This is a genomic window from Flavobacterium salmonis, assembly GCF_903819435.1.
GTDB classification, from domain to species: Bacteria; Bacteroidota; Bacteroidia; order Flavobacteriales; family Flavobacteriaceae; genus Flavobacterium; species Flavobacterium chungangense.
In genome coordinates, this window is sequence record NZ_CAIJDP010000062.1 from 44,348 (window position 1) to 64,217 (window position 19,870).

13 protein-coding genes are annotated in these 19,870 nt (G+C 36.0%); 8 read left to right on the top strand and 5 right to left on the bottom strand.

The window, feature by feature from the left end; translation table 11 throughout:
• Positions 1-170: 170 nt before the first annotated feature.
• On the bottom strand, positions 171-4,217 hold the full coding sequence (locus tag FLACHUCJ7_RS07585; RefSeq protein ID WP_180908484.1) for a choice-of-anchor L domain-containing protein: 4,047 nt from the start codon (positions 4,215-4,217) through the stop codon (positions 171-173).
• 170 nt (positions 4,218-4,387) lie between these two features.
• Between FLACHUCJ7_RS07585 and FLACHUCJ7_RS07590 the strand changes: the two genes are divergently transcribed.
• Positions 4,388-5,320 (top strand): 1-phosphofructokinase family hexose kinase, encoded by a 933-nt coding sequence (locus FLACHUCJ7_RS07590; RefSeq protein WP_180908485.1) that lies wholly within the window; start codon positions 4,388-4,390, stop codon positions 5,318-5,320.
• A gap of 203 nt (positions 5,321-5,523) precedes the next feature.
• Complete coding sequence (locus tag FLACHUCJ7_RS07595) at positions 5,524-6,003, top strand: DinB family protein (protein WP_078229037.1); 480 nt, start codon at positions 5,524-5,526, stop codon at positions 6,001-6,003.
• Positions 6,004-6,056: 53 nt separating this feature from the next.
• On the opposite strand, the gene FLACHUCJ7_RS07600 is transcribed toward FLACHUCJ7_RS07595, so the two are convergent.
• Positions 6,057-7,013, bottom strand: coding sequence for a helix-turn-helix transcriptional regulator (locus FLACHUCJ7_RS07600; RefSeq protein ID WP_180908486.1), 957 nt, complete (start codon positions 7,011-7,013; stop codon positions 6,057-6,059).
• A gap of 109 nt (positions 7,014-7,122) precedes the next feature.
• Between FLACHUCJ7_RS07600 and FLACHUCJ7_RS07605 the strand changes: the two genes are divergently transcribed.
• From FLACHUCJ7_RS07605 to FLACHUCJ7_RS07615, 3 genes are read left to right on the top strand one after another with little or no spacing between them, the layout of a single operon-like run.
• Positions 7,123-7,866 carry a prolipoprotein diacylglyceryl transferase gene (locus tag FLACHUCJ7_RS07605; RefSeq protein ID WP_180908487.1) on the top strand — a complete coding sequence of 248 codons (744 nt, stop codon included), beginning with the start codon at positions 7,123-7,125 and terminating at the stop codon, positions 7,864-7,866.
• Complete coding sequence (locus tag FLACHUCJ7_RS07610) at positions 7,856-9,247, top strand: radical SAM protein (RefSeq protein WP_180908488.1); 1,392 nt, start codon at positions 7,856-7,858, stop codon at positions 9,245-9,247. The genes FLACHUCJ7_RS07605 and FLACHUCJ7_RS07610 overlap by 11 nt, the downstream gene beginning before the upstream one ends.
• Positions 9,248-9,250: 3 nt before the next feature.
• Complete coding sequence (locus FLACHUCJ7_RS07615) at positions 9,251-9,448, top strand: hypothetical protein (RefSeq protein ID WP_180908489.1); 198 nt, start codon at positions 9,251-9,253, stop codon at positions 9,446-9,448.
• Positions 9,449-9,524: 76 nt separating this feature from the next.
• On the opposite strand, the gene lepA is transcribed toward FLACHUCJ7_RS07615, so the two are convergent.
• The 3 genes from lepA to FLACHUCJ7_RS07630 form a co-directional block, all read right to left on the bottom strand.
• Positions 9,525-11,321 (bottom strand): translation elongation factor 4, encoded by a 1,797-nt coding sequence (gene lepA, locus FLACHUCJ7_RS07620; RefSeq protein ID WP_078229041.1) that lies wholly within the window; start codon positions 11,319-11,321, stop codon positions 9,525-9,527.
• 162 nt (positions 11,322-11,483) lie between these two features.
• Positions 11,484-12,221 carry an NUDIX hydrolase gene (locus FLACHUCJ7_RS07625; protein WP_031455039.1) on the bottom strand — a complete coding sequence of 246 codons (738 nt, stop codon included), beginning with the start codon at positions 12,219-12,221 and terminating at the stop codon, positions 11,484-11,486.
• Positions 12,222-12,243: 22 nt separating this feature from the next.
• Positions 12,244-12,960 (bottom strand): NUDIX hydrolase, encoded by a 717-nt coding sequence (locus tag FLACHUCJ7_RS07630; protein ID WP_031455040.1) that lies wholly within the window; start codon positions 12,958-12,960, stop codon positions 12,244-12,246.
• A 637-nt stretch (positions 12,961-13,597) separates the two neighbouring features.
• Here FLACHUCJ7_RS07630 and FLACHUCJ7_RS07635 point away from each other — a divergent pair.
• From FLACHUCJ7_RS07635 to FLACHUCJ7_RS07645, 3 genes are read left to right on the top strand one after another with little or no spacing between them, the layout of a single operon-like run.
• The gene (locus FLACHUCJ7_RS07635; RefSeq protein WP_180908490.1) at positions 13,598-16,729 is read left to right on the top strand and encodes a SusC/RagA family TonB-linked outer membrane protein; all 3,132 of its coding nucleotides are present in this window, start codon (positions 13,598-13,600) and stop codon (positions 16,727-16,729) included.
• Positions 16,730-16,740: 11 nt separating this feature from the next.
• Positions 16,741-18,315 carry a RagB/SusD family nutrient uptake outer membrane protein gene (locus FLACHUCJ7_RS07640; RefSeq protein ID WP_180908491.1) on the top strand — a complete coding sequence of 525 codons (1,575 nt, stop codon included), beginning with the start codon at positions 16,741-16,743 and terminating at the stop codon, positions 18,313-18,315.
• A 22-nt stretch (positions 18,316-18,337) separates the two neighbouring features.
• Complete coding sequence (locus tag FLACHUCJ7_RS07645; RefSeq protein WP_078229046.1) at positions 18,338-19,747, top strand: hypothetical protein; 1,410 nt, start codon at positions 18,338-18,340, stop codon at positions 19,745-19,747.
• The last annotated feature ends 123 nt before the right edge of the window (positions 19,748-19,870 follow it).

Below are 19,870 nucleotides of genomic sequence, written 5' to 3' on the forward strand. Positions count from 1 at the left end.
CGTATAACGCTGCTACAAAATAGCATTAACTGTTGATATAGGATGTATACACGAAGTTTTTACTTTTTCCAAATATAAAAAAATAATAATCTCAAACTTACAAAAATGTTCTTGTACGCGCGTGAAGGATGGGAGCAGGTTACCGAAGTAACGCGGATAGCCTGACAGCATTATCGTTTCATGCTAAAATGTGCCTTAAATACTTGTGTTGCCCCGTTTTTTGTGTAGGTTGCGTGAAACCAATAATCGGTGGTGGGAAGCGGGCTGCCGTTGTAATTTCCATCCCAACCCGTACCGGAAGGCTTGATCTGTATTAGGAATTTACCATAGCGATCGTAGATATTGATAACGGCATCTGGCTGAAAAGCGAGATCGGGGATATTCCACCTGTCATTAAAGCCGTCATTGTTTGGAGTGAAAAATTTGGGATATTTGAGCACATTAGCCGTTAAGGATAGATTTTGGCAATTTCCTTTGGTATCTCTTATTGTAACAATATGTTCTCCTGAATCAATATTGGAGAAGACATTACTAGTTTGAAAATCGCCACCATCCATTTGATATTCGTAGGTTCCAAAACCATTTGTGTTTACTATGATGTCTATATTTTCCTCAAAGTCATCCTCTACGGTTAATGAAGCAATCGCCGGGCTCGATTTGTCTACAATTATTGTTGCCGGTTTGTAACCACATTCATCAATTGTGGGTATTTTTTTGGTACTGACGACTGTGTAAGTTCCGTTTTTGGTTGCTGTATAATTGACTCCTGTACTTACTTTTTCTCCGTTCAGAAACCAGTCAATGGTGTAATCAGCAGAATTAAGTCCTGAACTCAATTGTACTGAATTGAGTGCTGTTCCTGTTTCGTAATCGACACAGATTATGGCATTTTTTAGTGTGAGATTTTTTAGTGGATAAATAGTAATATCAAAATCATCCTGTGCAGCACAATTGAAATTGGCAGGAGCCGAGGCATGGATGTACATTTTTTGGCTAAAGGTTATTTGTTCTCCCGCAAAATGAGGAGTTCCGGTTGCATTTGGGCCGCTATAATATTTTCTAACAGCTAAGGCAGGCAGTGTGTAGCTTTGACAAATGGCAACGTCTGCAGTACTGGTCAATATAGGTGTAACGGAAATAGTAACTGTAAAACTTTTTTCGCTGGTGCAAATCAATCGATTCCCTACAACAGCATATACATAAATAGTTTGTGAGGTTCGCAATATAGTCCCGCCCGGAATAACAGGGCCTTTTCCTCCGGGCTGTGAATAATAATTTCCTAAAGTTAAATTGGGGAGCGTATAGCTGTCGCAAACATTTATATTTTCGAAGTTTCCAACATCTATTCCGTTATAATTCACTTTAAAAAAAGTTTCATTACTGCAGCTTGCAAAATCAGCCCATTCATTATAGATATAAATAGTCTGGGTTGTGTTTATGAGCGTTCCTTCGGCAATTTGAATTCCCTGACCATGCGGGCCTCCGGTTGCCGTGTAGTATTTTCCGTTTTTCAATACAGGAAGTTTAAAAGTTGTACAGGTAACTACATCTGTAAAACTATCTACCAAAGGGCGTTTCCTGATTTCGACAATAAAACTATGTTCGTTGGTACACTCTGGTCCAACGGCATACACATAAATGGTCTGTGTTGTAGTGATGACCTCTCCGGCTTTTAATTGTTTTCCGCCGCCGTTGGTTTTGGTAAAATACTTTCCGTTTACTAAAGGAGGCAGGAAATAGCGCTCGCATTCCAATCTATTGGCAGGGGTATCTACCAAGGGCAGCGTTTTTATGGTAATTTCATATTTTAAGTTATCGGTACAATTAGGAGAAGTTGTGGTGACAGCATAATAGTAAACAGTCTGTGAAGCAGTAATGCTGGTTCCGGCAGTAATGTTTTGACCCTGTCCGGCCGGGGCAGTATAATAGCCCCCTACAGCAACAGGCGGTAAAATATAGTTTCCACATTTTGAAATGGGAACAAAACTTGATACATTAATAATGTTAATTCTGAAAGAATGTTCATTGGTACATCTTCCATCATCTGCAAAAACATATAGCGTTCGATTGGTAGTGATATTGGCTCCTGCATTTAAACGGGTACCTAAGCCGCCAGATGAAGTATAATAATTTCCGTTTGTCAAAGGAGGAAGTGTGTAGGAATTGCAAGTCACTACATTAGCAGGCTTCTCTATTAGTGGTAATGGGTATACTACAAATGGCACAGCAATGTCACGACAAACTGCTCCGTTTATTGTGGCATAATAGTAAATAGTCTGATCTGTTATAAATATAGTCCCTGCCGCAATTGCCTTTCCTTTTCCACCAGCGGCAGTAAAAAAACCACCTGCAGGTACACGTGGAACTATATATTGTCCACAGGCTTCTTTTTTAAAAGTAATTTCATAAATCAGGACTACATTAAAGGAATTCTCATTGGTACAACTGTTTGTATTAGACTTATTGAAAATATAATAAACACCACTTTTGGTGATAATATCCCCGGCATTCAATTTGGTTCCTGTTCCGTTTGACCCTGTATTGTATTCGCCAAATGTAATGGGGGGCAATGTGTAGCTGTAGCAGGCAACAACATTTGGAATATCATCTACTTGCGGGAGAGCGTAAATAATTATATTGAAATTTACTGTTGCATAACAAGTCGAACTTGAAATGTTTTCGACTCTTACCCAGATAGTTTGTGGTGATTGAGACAAGGAAGTGTTGAAAGCTTTTGGATTTGTTATGCTATTTGTCGCACTGTTTGCTTCTGTTTGGGTTTTGTAATATCTGATTTTATAGTCTAAAGGATTTAATCCATTAAGTATGGCGGTTTCCTGAAGAGTTAAATCAACACTTACTCCGGAATTATTATCACAAACACTCAGATCCGGTGGTTTTACAATGTTGATTGGAGCCGTCACAAGCAAATCAAATGCAAGTATAGTATTGCAATAGGTATTATTGTTGGAAACATGTACCACTTTTATGTATATCGTCTCATTACCGGCACTAGTGTAAGAAGTTAATTGATTATCAGGAATAGCCGGTCCGTTTGCATTGGCTGCTTGTAACGAATTGTAATAAAAAAGAGCATATTCTGCCGGATTCAGTTTCAATGCCGCCAAATTATTCTGAGTTAAGTTGTATTGATAAGCAGAGTTTCCGTTATAACATGTAGTTAGGTTTTTGGGAGCTGCAATGACTAAATTGCCAATACTAACTTCGTCTTTTATCACACAACCAGATAGTGTTGATGTAACACCATAAGTTCCAGCTTTATTAAGCGTGAGAGAGCTGTTTGTTTCTCCGGGAATTACAGCTCCATCCAGAGTCCAGATATAATCGTAATTTCCCACAAGCCCCGACTGCAATGTAACATTTTCTCCCTCACAAATGATTCTGTCCGGTCCTAAATCCATTGTGGTTATAAAACTGCCTCCTTTTATAAAAACTGCCGAATCATAATTACTGTCGTTATAATCACCAATAGCCAGCTTTATACTATAAGTCCTGTTCGGGATTACGGTTGAAGAAGCTGTTAAAATTTTAGTTTCTCCTCTCATATTGATTGCTGAGCCTCCCGGATTGGTTACATTATAACGGTCAAATAAATTGGAATTGGCAGATAAGCAGGCAGAATTGTACTGCTGATCCCGAATATTTTTAACCGAAACAGGTGTTGTTGTTCCAGGAACTACGGCAAGATTTTTAGAAACCCCGGTCGTTAAATCCGTCAGAATAAAGGCAAAAACATCACTGAAACCACACTGAAATTCTCCATATTCATTGGAAGCAAAAAGAAAATCAAAACTAAAATTTCTCGACAAAGGCGTAAAATCAAACTGAAGATAACTCACATCAGTAATGGGTACAATTTGCCCGTTTTCATTACTTATATTCTGTAAATCATTGTCACTCGAGGTGTTTAACCGACTGCTTTCATTAATGCCGGTATAAGAACCTTCAGTATGTTTGGCAATACCATTCCGGATAATAATTCCGTGTGTAATTGGGAAATTAGGATTGGTATTGGTGAATTTTCCAATGCCCAGTCGTGATGAAAATTTAAAATTGCTTTCATTGGCACAGGCATTTTGCATTAACTCTTGTCGAACTAGTTCGGGTATGGCCAAAGTTGTAGTGTCAACTATGATTCCTTGTGATGAAGATATAGCCGAATAAAATAATAAAAGGAAAAATAGAGCAGATCTCATAATCCGGATTTTATTTGGGTACTTAAAGATACGAATGATTTTTGTTTAATTAAATGGTTTTTAGTATTTTATGATTTAATCTATTGTTTAAAGAAACGCGATTAGTAAAATTAATTTTTGTTAAATTGCATAAAGAGTTTGATTTTAACCATTAATCCCAGTTTAGAAAAATGAAAACATTTGATATAATAACAGTAACAGTAAATCCTTCTGTAGATAAAAGCACACATTTTTCAGGATTGATTGCAGAACAAAAAATAAGATGCAAAGACCCATTATTTGATGCCGGTGGTGGCGGAATAAATGTTTCTAAAGCTATTTCCCGTATGCACGGAAACTCATTGGCAGTCTTTACAGCCGGTGGACCTGTTGGAGAAATGTTAAAGGATTTAGTAACCAAAGAAAAAATAGACTTTGAAGCCATTGAAACTAAAACCGCAACTCGAGAAAATTTCATCGCTGTTGATGATAATACCAATTCGCAATATCGTTTTGGATTTACAGGAGATATTTTAGCGGATTCAGAAGTTGAAAAGCTTTTGGAAACCATTTCGAATTTTAAACCAAAATACTTGGTAGCAAGCGGAAGTTTAAATGATGGCCTATCATCCGATTTTTATCAGAAAGTAGCTGAAATTGCCAAAACATCCAATTCTAAATTAATCGTTGATACTTCGGGAGAGGCTTTAAAAAAAGTTTTAGAAACAGGTGCGTACCTGATCAAGCCCAATGTTGGAGAATTGGCCAAATTAGTTGGTGTAGAACGCTTAGAAATTGATGAGGTAAACGAAGCTGCTAAAAAAATTATAGCTGATCGAGGAGCTGAAATTGTTGTAGTTTCACTTGGGCCTCAAGGAGCCGTTTTGGTTGCAAAAGACGAGTACGAATTTGTTCCGGCACCAAACGTTGCCAAAAAAAGTACCGTAGGAGCAGGTGATAGCATGGTGGGAGGAATGGTTTGGGCATTATCACAGAATAAAAGCCTGAAAGAAGTGATTCGATGGGGAGTAGCCTGCGGGTCAGCAGCGACTATGAACGAAGGAACTCAATTGTTTAAATTTGAAGATGCTAATCGTTTATTCGAATGGTTAAAAAACAAATAAAATTACAATATAGATTTTCTGTAGAGACACAGCAGTGTGTATAGCCTTAGGTGAATTGTCTGGTATTACTGGCTGTTAGATGCACAGCTGTGCATCTAACAGCAGGAAATAAAAATATATTTATTTTTTTATTTCCTGCTGACAAACTGTTGTCACCGACCCTCAATAATTTTGAAGTATCAACAAATTAAAACTTTAAAATCATGAAAACATTAGAAGCACAAGTAATCACTTCAGAAGATTTATTGAAACACTGGCAGGGGCACCGAGCATTAACGCGTCGTTTGATTGAACTTTTTCCGGAAAAAGATTTCTTCGAATTCTCAATTGGAGGAATGAGGCCTTTTGCAAAATTAGTCGATGAGCTTTTGGCAATTGCTGCTCCGGGGCTTAAAGCAATTGTAAACCGTGAAAGCCAGCCTTATAATGAAGCAGAAGAAAAATTGATTTTTAAAGCGCAATATCTTGAAAAATGGGACGAAGCGACAGCAGAAATCAATAAATACTGGGAACAATTAGCAGTCGAAGATTTCAGCGAAACTTTCAACCTTTTCGGGCAATATGAATTTCCGATTATTCAGAATATCTTATACTTTATAGATAATGAGGTCCACCATCGCGGTCAGGCTTATGTATATTTAAGAGCTTTAAATATTGAGCCGCCATTTTTTTGGGAAAGATAATTACTCATAAACAAAAAACTCCTAATGCAACTTAGTTTCTTTAGGAGTTTTTTCTATAAAAGCCTTTGTTTGTTGATTTCTAATAGTTCCAAAACTCTTGTTTTAAGACTTTCAGGCTCGAGAATTGTGGCGTAATCTCCAAACATCAAAAACCAACGAGAGAAACCATTATTGATATCACGACACATAAAAGTCATTTCGATTTGTCCGTCGACTTCTCTCTCAGAGATAAAGCCATGATATTTTCTTTCAGTAGATAAATAGCGCGCTATTTTTTTATCAATTAAGATTCGGACTTTTGTAGTCGGGCAGGTTTCTGTTTTAGTCAGATAGGTTTCCAGCGAATCATGTTCTATGGTAAAATCAGAATCAGTTTTTTTAATACACTGAATTCGGTCAGTTCTAAACTGTCGGTAATCTTTTCGTAAATGACAATATCCCAGAAAATACCAATTGTTATTGTCGTGAAATACACCTACAGGTTCTAAATTCCGTTGTGTAGTTTCGTCCTTGGCAAAAGTTTTGTACGTTAGCAGTATTTGCTTTTTCTCGGCAATTCCTTCAAAAAGAACGGCTAAAGTATTTGGGGAATTGTCGTTAAACAGCGGTTCGGCAGTTTGCATCATCACCCTCGATTCAATATTCGAAAGATAATCTTTATCGGTACTTCTCAAAACCGATTTCAATTTATACATCGCCGATGCATAGTGGCTCCCTAAAGACGGATCAGTAAATTTCTGCATCAGTTTTTCGGCAGCGATGAAACTGCTCACTTCCTCGCGTGTAAACATCACCGGAGGTAATCGGTAACCTTCCATCAAAGCATAACCAACTCCGGCTTCACTGTAAATAGGAACTCCCGAAGCTTCAAGAGTTCTGATGTCCCGGTAAATGGTTCTCAGACTACATTCAAAACGATCCGCCAGTTCCTGCGCTTTTACAATTTTCTTAGATTGCAATTGAATCAGGATGGCGACAATTCGGTCAAATCGTTTTGGGGTTTCGTCCATTTTAAGCTTTTTTTCAAAGATAGTATTTATCGTAAAGAGTTAAAAACAATAAATTTTCGCATCTTTACAGAATTGTATTATTAAATCAAAATCCGAATAATAATTATAAATGAAGATTCCGTTTGAGCCCGTATGGTTTGGTTATGAAATTAATATTCATTTAGTTTTAGAATATTTAGCCTTTTTTATCGGGTATAGATACTATGCTTTTTTAAGAAAAAGAACTGCTGACAGGATCATCACAATCAATCGGTTATCTATTATTTTAGGAGCAGCTATCGGGGCTTTTCTGGGTTCCAGAATTATGGGTTTTTTAGAGAATCCTGTTTTTGTTTCAGATCTCAAATCCTTGCTTGATCTTTTCAACGTAAAAACGATTATGGGAGGTCTCTTTGGCGGACTTTTAGGCGTAGAAATCGCTAAAAAAATTATTGGTGAAAAAGAATCTTCCGGTGATTTGTTTACGTTTCCAATTATCCTGGGAATTTTTATCGGGAGAATTGGATGCTTTTTATCCGGAACAAATGAATTCACATATGGTGAAGCTACTTCTTTTTTCCTGGGAATGAATCTTGGCGATAACCTAAAGCGGCATCCAATTGCTTTGTATGAATTGGTTTTTTTAGCTGTTCTGTTTTATTTCCTGAAGAAACTCCAAAGCAAAAATCTACCAAATGGCTTGTTATTTCAGTATTTTATGATTTCTTATTTTGCATTCCGATTTTTTATAGAATTTATAAAACCCAATCATTTTTTCGTGGCAGGAATAAGTTCCATCCAGATTTTATGTTTAATTTGTCTATTATATTATCACAAAACAATTTTAAATCTATTCGTAAAAAATGCCAGTTAGAAAGTATACTTATTATGATTTTACCTTAAGCCTTTGTCCCGAATGCTTAAAGCGTATTGATGCAAAAATTGTTTTTGAAGATGGGAATGTTTACATGCTCAAAAGATGTCCGGAACACGGAAGTTCAAAGGTATTAATTGCGGATGATATTCAATATTATAAAAATATCCGAAACTACAATAAGCCATCAGAGATGCCTTATACCTTTAATACCAAAACCCATTATGGCTGTCCGTATGATTGCGGTTTATGCCCGGATCACGAACAGCATTCCTGTCTGACTGTTGTTGAAGTTACAGACCGGTGTAATCTGACATGTCCGACTTGTTATGCGGGATCATCTCCTTCATACGGAAGACACAGAACGCTGGAAGAAATAAAAAGAATGCTGGATACGGTTGTTAAAAATGAAAAGGAACCTGATGTTGTGCAGATTAGCGGTGGCGAACCTACTATTCATCCTCAGTTTTTTGAGATTTTAGACTACGCAAAATCCCTTCCGATAAAGCATTTAATGTTGAATACCAATGGAATTAAAATTGCCAAAGACAAGGAATTTGCCAGACAGCTGAAAACCTATTCACCTGATTTTGAAATTTATTTACAGTTTGATTCTTTTGAAGACAGTGTATTGCAGGAATTACGCGGTGCCGATTTAAGCGAGATAAGAAAACAAGCGTTGGAGAATCTGAACGAAGTAAATTTGTCTACAACATTGGTGGTTACGCTTCAGAAAGGACTCAATGATAATGAAATTGGAAAAATAATTGAATTTGCGTTAAAACAAAAATGCATCAGAGGGGTTACTTTTCAGCCAACACAAATTGCCGGAAGACTGGAAAATTTTGACCCGGAAAAAGACAGGATGACATTAACCGAGGTCAGAAGGAAAATTTTGGAACAAACTTCCATTTTCAATTCAGATGATTTGCTACCCGTTCCTTGTAATCCTGATGCTTTGGTAATGGGATATGCCTTGAAATTGGGTGATGAGGTATTTCCGCTTACACGGTACATCAATCCAAATGACTTGTTAGACAATAGTAAAAACACCATCATTTACGAACAGGATGAAGTGCTTCGCGGAAAAATGATAGAATTATTCAGTACAGGAAATTCAGTAGAAGTAGCCGAAGAAAACCTGAAATCCATTCTCTGCTGCCTGCCCAATATTGATGCACCCAATTTGGGTTATGATAACTTGTTTCGCATCATCATTATGCAATTTATAGATGCCTATAATTTTGATGTCAGAGCGATTAAAAAATCATGTGTGCATATTGTCAATAAGGATAATAAAATAATTCCGTTTGAAACCATGAATTTGTTTTACAGAGACGAAAAAATAGAAAGATTAGAAGAACTTAGAACTAATATATAAATTATGATAGCATTAGAAGTAGGTAATTTAGACGGATTGGTTGCATTTTTTGTTTCGATTATGCTTGGGCCACCTGTTTTATTTACAATCATTGGATTTGCAGTAAAAAGAAACAATCCAAAAACAGCAAAAGTGCTTTTTATTATGGGAGCGGTATACTTAATCGTAGGACTGGGAATTTGTGGAGGTCTTATTTCGTAAAAAAAGAAAACCCAATAACTTTTTTATGTTATTGGGTTATATCTTAATACTTAGTACTTAAATCTTAATACAAAGTTTAGTCGTTTAATTTCAAAACAGCCATAAACGCCTCTTGTGGAATCTCAACGTTTCCTACCTGGCGCATACGTTTTTTACCTTTTTTCTGTTTCTCCAAAAGTTTACGCTTACGCGAAATATCTCCACCGTAACATTTTGCGGTAACGTCTTTACGAAGCGCTTTGATGGTTTCACGAGCGATAATTTTTGCTCCAATTGCCGCCTGAATCGGAATGTCGAATTGCTGTCTTGGAATCAACTCACGCAATTTCTCGGTCATTTTTTTACCGATGTTATATGCGTTATCTTCGTGAATCAAGGCTGAAAGCGCATCAACTGTCTGAGCATTCAAAAGAACATCCAGTTTAACTAATTTCGAAGTACGCATTCCAATTGGAGAATAGTCGAAAGAAGCGTACCCTTTAGAAACTGTTTTCAAACGATCGTAAAAATCGAATACAATTTCGGCCAAAGGCATATCAAAATTCAATTCCACTCTTTCTGTTGTCAAGTACGTTTGATTGGTAATTTGACCACGTTTTTCAATACAAAGACTCATTACGTTTCCAACAAAGTCAGCTTTTGTAATAATGGTTGCTTTAATATAAGGTTCTTCAACTCTGTCTAAACGTGAAGGTTCAGGCAAGTCAGAAGGATTGTTGACAACAAATGCAGTTTCAGGATCTTTTTTGGTGTAGGCCAAATACGAAACGTTAGGAACTGTAGTAATTACAGTCATATCGAACTCACGTTCAAGACGTTCCTGAATGATTTCCATGTGAAGCATTCCTAAGAATCCGCAACGGAAACCAAATCCTAACGCGGCAGAGCTTTCAGGTGTAAAAACTAACGAAGCATCATTCAGTTGCAGTTTCTCCATTGAAGAACGCAAATCTTCATAATCTTCTGTATCAACAGGATAAATTCCGGCAAATACCATTGGTTTTACGTCCTCGAAACCTGTAATCATATTGGTTGTTGGTGTCTTGGCATCTGTTAGAGTATCTCCCACTTTTACCTCTTTGGCTTCTTTAATTCCTGAAATCAAATAGCCAACATCACCTGTAGAAATTACATTTTTAGGAACCTGATTTAGTTTTAAAGTTCCCACTTCATCGGCAAAATATTCATTGCCGGTAGCCATGAATTTAATTTTCTGCCCTTTTTTGATTTCACCATTCATCACTCTGAAGATTACCTCAATTCCACGAAATGGGTTGTAATGTGAATCAAAAATCAATGCCTGTAACGGTTCATCCACATTTCCTTTTGGAGCTGGTATTTTTTCGATAATAGCTGCAAGAATGTTCTCTACACCAAAACCTGTTTTTCCTGAAGCATGAATAATATCTTCTAATTTACATCCAAGTAAATCGATAATATCATCACTAACCTCTTCAGGATTAGCACTTGGTAAATCTACTTTATTTAAAACCGGAATAATTTCCAGGTCATTTTCTAAAGCCAAATATAAGTTTGAAATCGTTTGTGCCTGAATACTTTGTGCTGCATCCACAATCAAAAGTGCCCCTTCGCAGGCAGCAATCGAACGTGAAACTTCGTATGAAAAGTCAACATGACCGGGAGTGTCAATTAAATTTAAAATATATTCTTCTCCTTTATAAGTGTATTCCATCTGAATGGCGTGACTTTTAATGGTGATTCCACGCTCACGTTCCAGATCCATGTTGTCAAGCAATTGTGCTTTTTCTTCACGTGCTGTAACGGTTTGTGTGGCGCCCAGTAATCGGTCTGCCAGTGTACTTTTACCGTGGTCAATGTGTGCAATAATGCAAAAGTTACGTATCTTCTTCATTTTAATATATCAATTCTCTAATTGAGTTTTAGTCTTTTTCGGGTATAAATTGCACTGCAGCAATTGCTTTAGCGCATAATATTAAGGCGCAAAGATAGCGCAAAGTTTTGGATTCTGGAATGTAGTTGTTGGATAGTTAGTTTTTGAAAACCAATTTCAGTCTTAAAATTCAAAATTGAACCCTTTTTCCGTCAGTTTTTTGTAGATTTCTGAATCAAATTTGTACAATTTAGCGGCTCTGTGGGACACGTCCTGCTGTTTTTCATCTAAGGCAACGAGCAGTTTCATATGCAGAATTTTTCTTCGGAAATTCGATTTATCCAGTTCAATTCCTAATATTTCTTCGTAGAGATGCATTAACTGCAATAAAGTGAACTTTTCAGGCAAAAGATTGAATCCGATGGGGGCCTGACGCACTCTGTTACGAAGTTGCATTAAGCTGAATTGTAAAATTTCCCTATGGTCAAAAATCAAATCGGGCAGTTCGTTAATTTTATGCCAGGTCGCTTCCATTAAGGTAAGACCGGCTTTTACATTATAATCTTCGCGATTAACCAATGTGTAATAACCAATGGTCACAACTCTTCTTCCGGGTACACGATTGGGATCTGTAAATGCTTTTAACTGCTCCAGATAAATGTTGTCCAGACTGGTTAGTTCATACAAAATTCGTTGTGCTGCATAATCAGAACTTTCTTCTTTTTTGAGCCAGCCTCCAAGAAGCCCCCATTTTCCAATACTTTCTCCTTCGGCATGATGGGCTAGCAGCACTTCGAGGTTTCCTTTGTTGAATCCAAATATGACACAGTCGATCGTAACTCCGTCGATGACCGGGTTTTGAATTGCAGGAGGTTCTCCGCTATACGTTTTGGAAGTTTTTTTAGAGTGTAAAAATGCCATTTGTTTGCTTTATAAGCTGATTTTAAAATTCAAAATTAAATCCTTTTTCAGTAAGTTTTGTATAAATCTCCGAATCAAATTTGTATAATTTGGCCGCCCTGTGCGAAACATCCTGTTGTTTTTCATCTAATGCAACAAGTAATTTCATATGAAGAATTTTTCGTCTGAAATTTGATTTGTCCATTTCGATTCCTAATATTTCTTCATACAAATGCATCAATTGCAACAGTGTAAACTTTTCCGGCAAAAGATTAAATCCAATTGGCGCCTGACGAACTCTGTCCCGCAAATGTTTCAGACTATAAGCCAATATTTCATTGTGATCATAAATCAAGTCCGGAATTTCATTGATCTTATACCATTTGGCATCAGATGCCGTAAAACCAGCCTGAATATTGTAATCTTCTCTTTTAATTAAGGCATAGTAGCCAATTGTAATAACACGTCTCAGCGGAAATCGATCCGGATTTCCAAATGCTTTCAGTTGTTCGAGATAGATGTGATCTAATGCGGTCAGTTCATTTAACAGGCGGTGAGCAGCATTATCAGTGCTTTCTTTTTTATTAATCCATCCTCCCGGGAGTCCCCATCTTCCTTTGCTTATTCCTTCTGCGTGTTGAATTAGAAGTATTTCAAGGCTTCCCTTGTCAAAACCAAATATAACACAGTCAATAGTAATGGCATTCATCACTGAAGAATCATTTTTTACGATAATATCATCATCTAAATTATCAGCCATGCTTGTTAAAATTTTGACAAATTAAATAAATAAAAAGAATAGATACTCTTAAAAGTTCACATATTTTTAAAATGATTATAAAAAGATTAAAATTTTTAAACTTAATGATGTAAAAATGAATAAGTGGTTTTAAAATAGTAATAATATAATGTATTAAATGAATATTTATCAATAATTATTGCTTCTATTAAATTAAATAATATGGTTATTCAATAAAAATAACTTCAAAATTATCTTAATAGTAAAAAAATGATGCTAATTTTTTGTTAATATAGAAAAATTGCGCTACACTTGTAGTCAAATTAACCATAAGATAAATTCTTTTTGACTATAAGTAAGCTGGTAACAAAAAACTATTAATTAAACCTCAAATTTTTTTACAGGAAGTAATTCGGAAAGTCTCATGAAAACATCATTTAGATACCATATCAAAAAAAATTCTGCCTAAGAATTAATTGTTACAACAGATTTAAATTAAGAATATAAAATTTCGGTCCATTGACGTAAAACAGAACGTGCAAGCGGAGAACTTCATTGCTTAGAGGCAGACTAAAAATAGTGGAACAAATTATTTAGAAGATTCATTAATCAGATTAAAAACAACTAACAACAAAATTTAACCAAATTATTAATTATTATGAAAAGCAATTATTGTATTAAACCAACAATGCTCCAGTTTTACCTGATGCTGTTGCTTAGCGTACTTACGATGCAGTCGGGTTTTGCACAAGAGCAATCCCAATTTGTAATCGGAAATGTAAAATCGGCAGACGATGGTATGGGAATTCCCGGTGCTAGTGTAACAATTGAAGGAACAAAAAGAGGAACCTCTACAGATTTTGATGGAAATTTCAGGTTGGAAGCAAAAACAGGTGATGTCATTGCAATCAGTTTTATGGGATTTAAAACACAGCGTGTCACGGTTGGAACTCAAAAAACAATTAATGTAACCTTACAAACCGAAGCGGCAGATCTTAAAGAAGTTGTTGTTATTGGTTATGGTACTCAAAAAAGAACAGCCGTAATGACTGCTATTACGCAGGTTTCTGGTGAAAGTCTGGCTAAAACAAATACTATAAATGCACTCCAGGGACTGCAAGGGCAGGCAGCCGGACTTCAAATTACATCTACTTCCGGACAGCCGGGAGAAAAAATGAATGTGGTTATCAGAGGTTTGGGGACTACTGGAGGCAGCAACCCGCTTTATGTGGTAGATGGCATACTTACCGGAGATATTACCTATCTAAACAACTCTGATATTGAGTCAATTTCGGTTTTAAAAGATGCCGCTTCGTCTGCTATTTATGGATCACAAGCTGCGAACGGAGTCGTTTTGGTAACAACCAAAAAGGGAAAAAGAGGTTCTCCGGGAAAAATTACTTTTGATCAGTATTATGGCGTACAGTCTGTAGCCAGAAAAGTTGATTTGTTAGATGCTAAAGAATATGCTGTTATTTTAAATGAAGCTGCTGTAAACTCCGGTAAAAATCCTTATTTCACTAACGACCAGATTGCCGGATTAGGAAAAGGCACCAACTGGATGGATAAAATGCTCACGGATAATGCAGCTACTAAAAACTTTTCATTTGGTGCTTCGGGAGGTTCTGATACTTCTGTTTATTCTACTTCATTATCTTATCTGGGGCAGGAAGGAATTGTTGGAGGTAAAGACTTATCAAATTATGATCGCTACAATTTCAGATTTAATTCAGAACACAAACTGTATAAAGATGTGCTTATTTTGGGACAGAATTTAAGTTTTGCTTATGTAGATAAAAACGGTATTGGAGTTGGAAACCAATACAATAATTCTTTAAGAAGTGCATTTCAGACCACTCCATTATTACCAATGTATGATGCCGATGGTAATTATTTTGATACTACAAAGAGTACCGAACTATGGCTGTCAGGTGTAGCAAATCCTTATGCGCTTATGGATTATAACAATCAAAACGAAAGTAATAATCAAAAGTTATTAGGGAATGTTTATTTACAGGTTGAACCAATAAAAAACCTAACATTTAAAACAACTTTAGGACTTGATTATTATGTGTCCGAAGGCCATTCTTACAAGCCTGTATATCACTTATCAATTTATGCAAATAATAATTATGATACAGTGAACCAAAATATGAGTAAAAACAGAAGTATTACCTGGGATAATTTATTAGGCTATAAATTTAATGTTGCCGAAAATCATCATTTTGAAGCCATGGCAGGAACATCTTATATTAATTACGCAGAAACTTCTGTAGAAGCAAACAATGCAGATTCTGTTTTTAATGATTTAGAACATGCCTGGATAGATACTACGACTAATAAGGACGGAACAAAAATAACCATTAAAGGTAAAAAAGAAGAAAATAGACTGATGTCTTATTTTGGAAGAGCAAACTATAATTATAAAGATACCTATTTCTTCAATGGAACTCTTAGGGCAGATGGTTCGTCAAAATTTGCTCAAGGAAATCAATGGGGATATTTTCCATCAGTATCTGCCGGTTGGGTTGCTTCAAATGAAGCATTTTTAAAAGATTCACAAGCTATAAATTTCCTTAAAGTAAGAGCGAGCTGGGGTCAGGTTGGTAATCAGAGTATTAGGTCATTCCAATATTTAGCCGAAATGAGATCCAAAAATACAAACTATATTTTCGGAGATAAAGAAGGCTCTCTTACACCAGGAACTTATCCGTACAGAGTTGCAAATCCTGATGCAAAATGGGAAACCTCAGAGCAGATAAACCTTGGTTTAGATGCCAGATTTTTAAGCAATGCCTTAAGTGTGACTTTTGATGTTTATCAAAAAACAAATAAGGACTGGTTAATTTTAGCACCTGTTTTTGCAACATTAGGAGCAGAGCCAGCTTATATTAACGGTGGTGATGTAGTAAACAAAGGGGTAGAATTGAGTTTGAATTATCAAAACAAAATTGGCGATTTCAATTATAGTGTGAGTGCAAACGGTGCTTATAATAAAAATACTGTTGGTAAGATACCAAGTAATGATGGTATAATTCATGGATTGAGTAATGAACTGTATGACAATGCAGGTGAATTTTACAGAGCAGAAAACGGATTTCCATTGGGTTATTTCTGGGGTTATAAAACAGGAGGCGTTTTCCAGAACCAGGAACAAATTAATAATTATAAATCGGCGAGTGGTGTAGTATTACAGCCAAGTGCAGCTCCGGGGGATATTATTTATCAAAACGTGAACGGAGATGATAAAATTGATGCCTCTGATAAAACCAGTATCGGAAATCCTAATCCGGACTTTACTTTTGGTTTCTCTTTATCTGCTAATTATAAAGCTTTTGACTTTTCAGTGATGGCAAATGGTGTTGCCGGAAACCAAATTGTACAATCGTATAGAAATCAATCAGGAGCTTTCGGAAACTATACATCTGCTATTTTAAACCGTTGGCATGGCGAGGGTTCTTCGAACTCAGTGCCAAGGGTAACGGAAGACAATAGAAACTTTACACAATTTTCTGATTTGTATGTTCAAAATGGTGATTTCTTAAGAATTAATACGGTTACATTAGGATTTGATTTAGCAAAAATGAATAAATCTAAAACATTCTTCGCAAGTCAGTTCAGACTTTACTTTTCAGTACTAAATCTTTACACGTTTACGAAATACAACGGTATGGATCCTGAGATTGGATTTGGTTCTTCAAATGATGATCAAAAATTTTCATCAGGAGTAGATGTAGGATACTATCCAAGACCAAGAACCTATATGTTGGGTTTAAATGTTAAACTTTAATAAATAAAACAATGAAAAATACCTATTTATATATTTTCTGTTTGAGTTTATTGTCTCTGGGTTCTTGTAGTTTAGAAACAGAACCATTGATAAATCAAACGGATACAAATTTTTACAAAACTACTGAGGATGCTTACAGTGCATTAGTTGGTTGTTATGATGGTTTACAGGTAGCTACGGGTGCTTCCGGATTGGGTGTTCCTGTAATAAGTGAAGTGATGTCGGATGATTGTTTTGGAGGAACCGGTGCTTCAGATGGGTACAATTATGCATTAATAGACGAATTTGATAAAAGTCGTTCCCCAGCAGACGTGGATCTTCTAAATGAAAACTGGAAAAATTATTATAAAGGAGTTCTACGATGCAATCTCTTTCTGTCTAAAATGGATCAGATTGAATGGAAAGGAGATACTGCTTTAAGAAATACCTATGAATCTGAAACTAAATTTATCAGAGCTTATTTGTATTTTGAAATGGTACGTTTGTGGGGGAATATACCACTATTAACAGCACCTTCTGAAGAGAATATCCCACAGGCAACTCCTGAAGAAGTTTATAAAGTAATAGCTGAAGATTTAGTTTTTGCAGCAAACAATTTACCAACAGCGGCATACAATTCTGTACCTAATGGAAGAATTACAAAATGGGCCGCAAAATCTTTATTAGGCCGTGTGTATTTATATTATACCGGATATTACGGAAAAACTGATTTAGCAGGAGTAGTAACCAAAGCACAGGCTTTAGGACATTTGGAAGATGTTATTTCGTCTAGTGGTCATGGTTTAGTTAGTGATTTTTCTACTTTATGGCCAGCCGCTTCGGTTGAAAAATATGCGGGTGAGAGTAATAAAGAGTTTGTTTTTTCTATAAAATACACTTACACCAGTGATTATAATGGAAATACGGATGGTAACGCCTGGTTAGTAATGTTTGGAATGAGAGAGTTTTCATCTTACCCTTATGCGCATGGATGGGGAGTAACGGTAAACTCAAAATTATGGGATGATTACGCTGCAAATGATACTAGACGCGGAGCAACTATAATTGGAATTGAAGAAGAAGATATAGCGTTCAACAAAATAAACAGTCAAAGAGAATATACAGGTTACTACAATAAAAAATACTGTCCAATGATTGATAAGGACGGAAAAGAACTTCCTATTGTTTTAGGTAGCCAGTTTTGGGATATCAGCCAGTTTCAGGATTATGTGGTATTAAGATACGCTGATGTTTTATTAATGGCAGCAGAATTAGGAAGCGGGAGCGCTCAGTCTTATTTTGACCAGGTGAGACAAAGAGCGTACAAAGCAAACTTTGCTTCATTACCCCCAACTCAAGAAAATATCATGGAAGAAAGACGTTTAGAATTTGCTCTTGAAGGTGTAAGATATTGGGATTTATTACGTCAGGGAATTGGTATAGCTTCGTCAAAAATTGCAGGAAATACAACTTTGTTAAGCGGTGGAGTTGCCACAACAAAAACAATATCGGCTGCTAAAATTCAGGAAACAAAAGGATTATCTCAAATTCCTAATACGCAGATTACATTGTCAGGAAATGTTTTAAAACAAAATGCCGGCTGGTAATTTTAACTAAAAACTAAAGAAAATGAAAAATATTAAAATAGTAATTACAACATTTTTGACGCTGGTACTCCTAATGTCATCTTGTTCACCAGATACCTATTCGTTAGATGCTGTGACTGATAAGTCGGATATTAATTATGAAATTACACAGGATTTTGCAGTAGATCCGGGAGGGAATACTGTAAAATTAACTAATAAAACTCCTGGAGTTGTGCTGACCTGGGATTACGTTACAGGAAAATCAAACAAAGCTACTGAAACGGTAAAATATGCCTTTAAAGGAAATTATACTATAAAAATTATAGCAGTAACAGGTGGTGGTATTGTAGAGTTGGATCCCTATACTGTGACCGTTACTCAGGATAATTTAAATTATGTAAACGACCCACTTTGGAATTTACTTACAGGTGGCGTTGGAAAATCTAAAACCTGGCTTTTGGATTTAAATGCAGATGGGGTTTCGAAATATTTTATTGGTCCAATGTACTTTTATGGTGCAGATAACGGATGGCTGGAAGGTGGAGATAATGGATGTTATGGTGCTAGTTGTTGGAATTGGCTTCCGGAATGGAAAGGAAACACATGGATTGCAGCTAAAGGTGATTACGGAAGCATGACATTTAGTTTGGAAGGTGGTCCATTTTTAAAAACAGATCACAAAATGATGCCAGGTTATGGTCAGGAATCAGGTACGTTTTTTTTAGATGCTGATGCAAAAACGTTAACTACCTCTAATGCTACCATTTTACATACCAATGAAAATGAAAATTGTGTGGATAATTGGCACTCTATGAAAATTATGTCACTAACAGAAAACACATTACAAGTTGGTGTTTTAAGAAAAGGAAGTTGTGATGGTGCTGCAACATTGGTTTTTAATTTTATCTCAAAAGACTATAGCGATAACTGGGTACCGAAAGATGTTCCGGATCCAAACCCGGCAATTGATTTAAATGGTGGAAGTGTCGATGATTTATTATCAACTACAACTACAACCACTAAGACATGGGCCTTAAGCAAAGACAGCCCTTTTAACTGGACAGATTTAACAGGAGCATTTTTAAATCCTTGGAATACTGTAGCTGATTATCCGGACTGGGCAGCATTTACAGCAGCAGATCAGGCAACTGTAGTGAAAAATAAAATCTCTTTTTCTGATGATGGAACTGTTAAAACCGTAAAGAGCGATGGTACTACAACTTCAGGGACTTATACAACAAGTACTGATGGAACAAATATTATCACTTTTGGCGGAATAAATCCTTCATTTGCGATAGGCAATTCCTGGGCAAGTGTATCTACTACTGCAAAAAACCAATGGAAAATTGTTAAAACAGCAAAAACTGGTAATGTAGTTACTGACATTTGGTTTGGAAAACGTGATGAGGTGAAAAGTGAGTATATGGTTTTCCACTTTGTATTAAGTAATTAATCATCTAAAACCACTTTTTAAAATAATAAAGTCATCTCTAAATACAATCTTATGTACTATTTTTTTGAAAGAGAGTGTTTAGGGATGTCTTATTATTTGTTGCTTTTTTTGACAAAATCAAAT

What these genes read in the sequence shown, in the direction of transcription:
- FLACHUCJ7_RS07640 (WP_180908491.1), top strand. Translation starts at nt 16,741, where the DNA reads ATGAAAAATACCTATTTATATATTTTCTGTTTGAGTTTATTGTCTCTG.
- FLACHUCJ7_RS07600 (WP_180908486.1), bottom strand. Translation starts at nt 7,013, where the DNA reads ATGGACGAAACCCCAAAACGATTTGACCGAATTGTCGCCATCCTGATT.
- FLACHUCJ7_RS07595 (WP_078229037.1), top strand. Translation starts at nt 5,524, where the DNA reads ATGAAAACATTAGAAGCACAAGTAATCACTTCAGAAGATTTATTGAAA.
- FLACHUCJ7_RS07615 (WP_180908489.1), top strand. Translation starts at nt 9,251, where the DNA reads ATGATAGCATTAGAAGTAGGTAATTTAGACGGATTGGTTGCATTTTTT.
- FLACHUCJ7_RS07605 (WP_180908487.1), top strand. Translation starts at nt 7,123, where the DNA reads ATGAAGATTCCGTTTGAGCCCGTATGGTTTGGTTATGAAATTAATATT.
- FLACHUCJ7_RS07630 (WP_031455040.1), bottom strand. Translation starts at nt 12,960, where the DNA reads ATGGCTGATAATTTAGATGATGATATTATCGTAAAAAATGATTCTTCA.
- FLACHUCJ7_RS07610 (WP_180908488.1), top strand. Translation starts at nt 7,856, where the DNA reads ATGCCAGTTAGAAAGTATACTTATTATGATTTTACCTTAAGCCTTTGT.
- lepA (WP_078229041.1), bottom strand. Translation starts at nt 11,321, where the DNA reads ATGAAGAAGATACGTAACTTTTGCATTATTGCACACATTGACCACGGT.
- FLACHUCJ7_RS07625 (WP_031455039.1), bottom strand. Translation starts at nt 12,221, where the DNA reads ATGGCATTTTTACACTCTAAAAAAACTTCCAAAACGTATAGCGGAGAA.
- FLACHUCJ7_RS07585 (WP_180908484.1), bottom strand. Translation starts at nt 4,217, where the DNA reads ATGAGATCTGCTCTATTTTTCCTTTTATTATTTTATTCGGCTATATCT.
- FLACHUCJ7_RS07645 (WP_078229046.1), top strand. Translation starts at nt 18,338, where the DNA reads ATGAAAAATATTAAAATAGTAATTACAACATTTTTGACGCTGGTACTC.
- FLACHUCJ7_RS07590 (WP_180908485.1), top strand. Translation starts at nt 4,388, where the DNA reads ATGAAAACATTTGATATAATAACAGTAACAGTAAATCCTTCTGTAGAT.
- FLACHUCJ7_RS07635 (WP_180908490.1), top strand. Translation starts at nt 13,598, where the DNA reads ATGAAAAGCAATTATTGTATTAAACCAACAATGCTCCAGTTTTACCTG.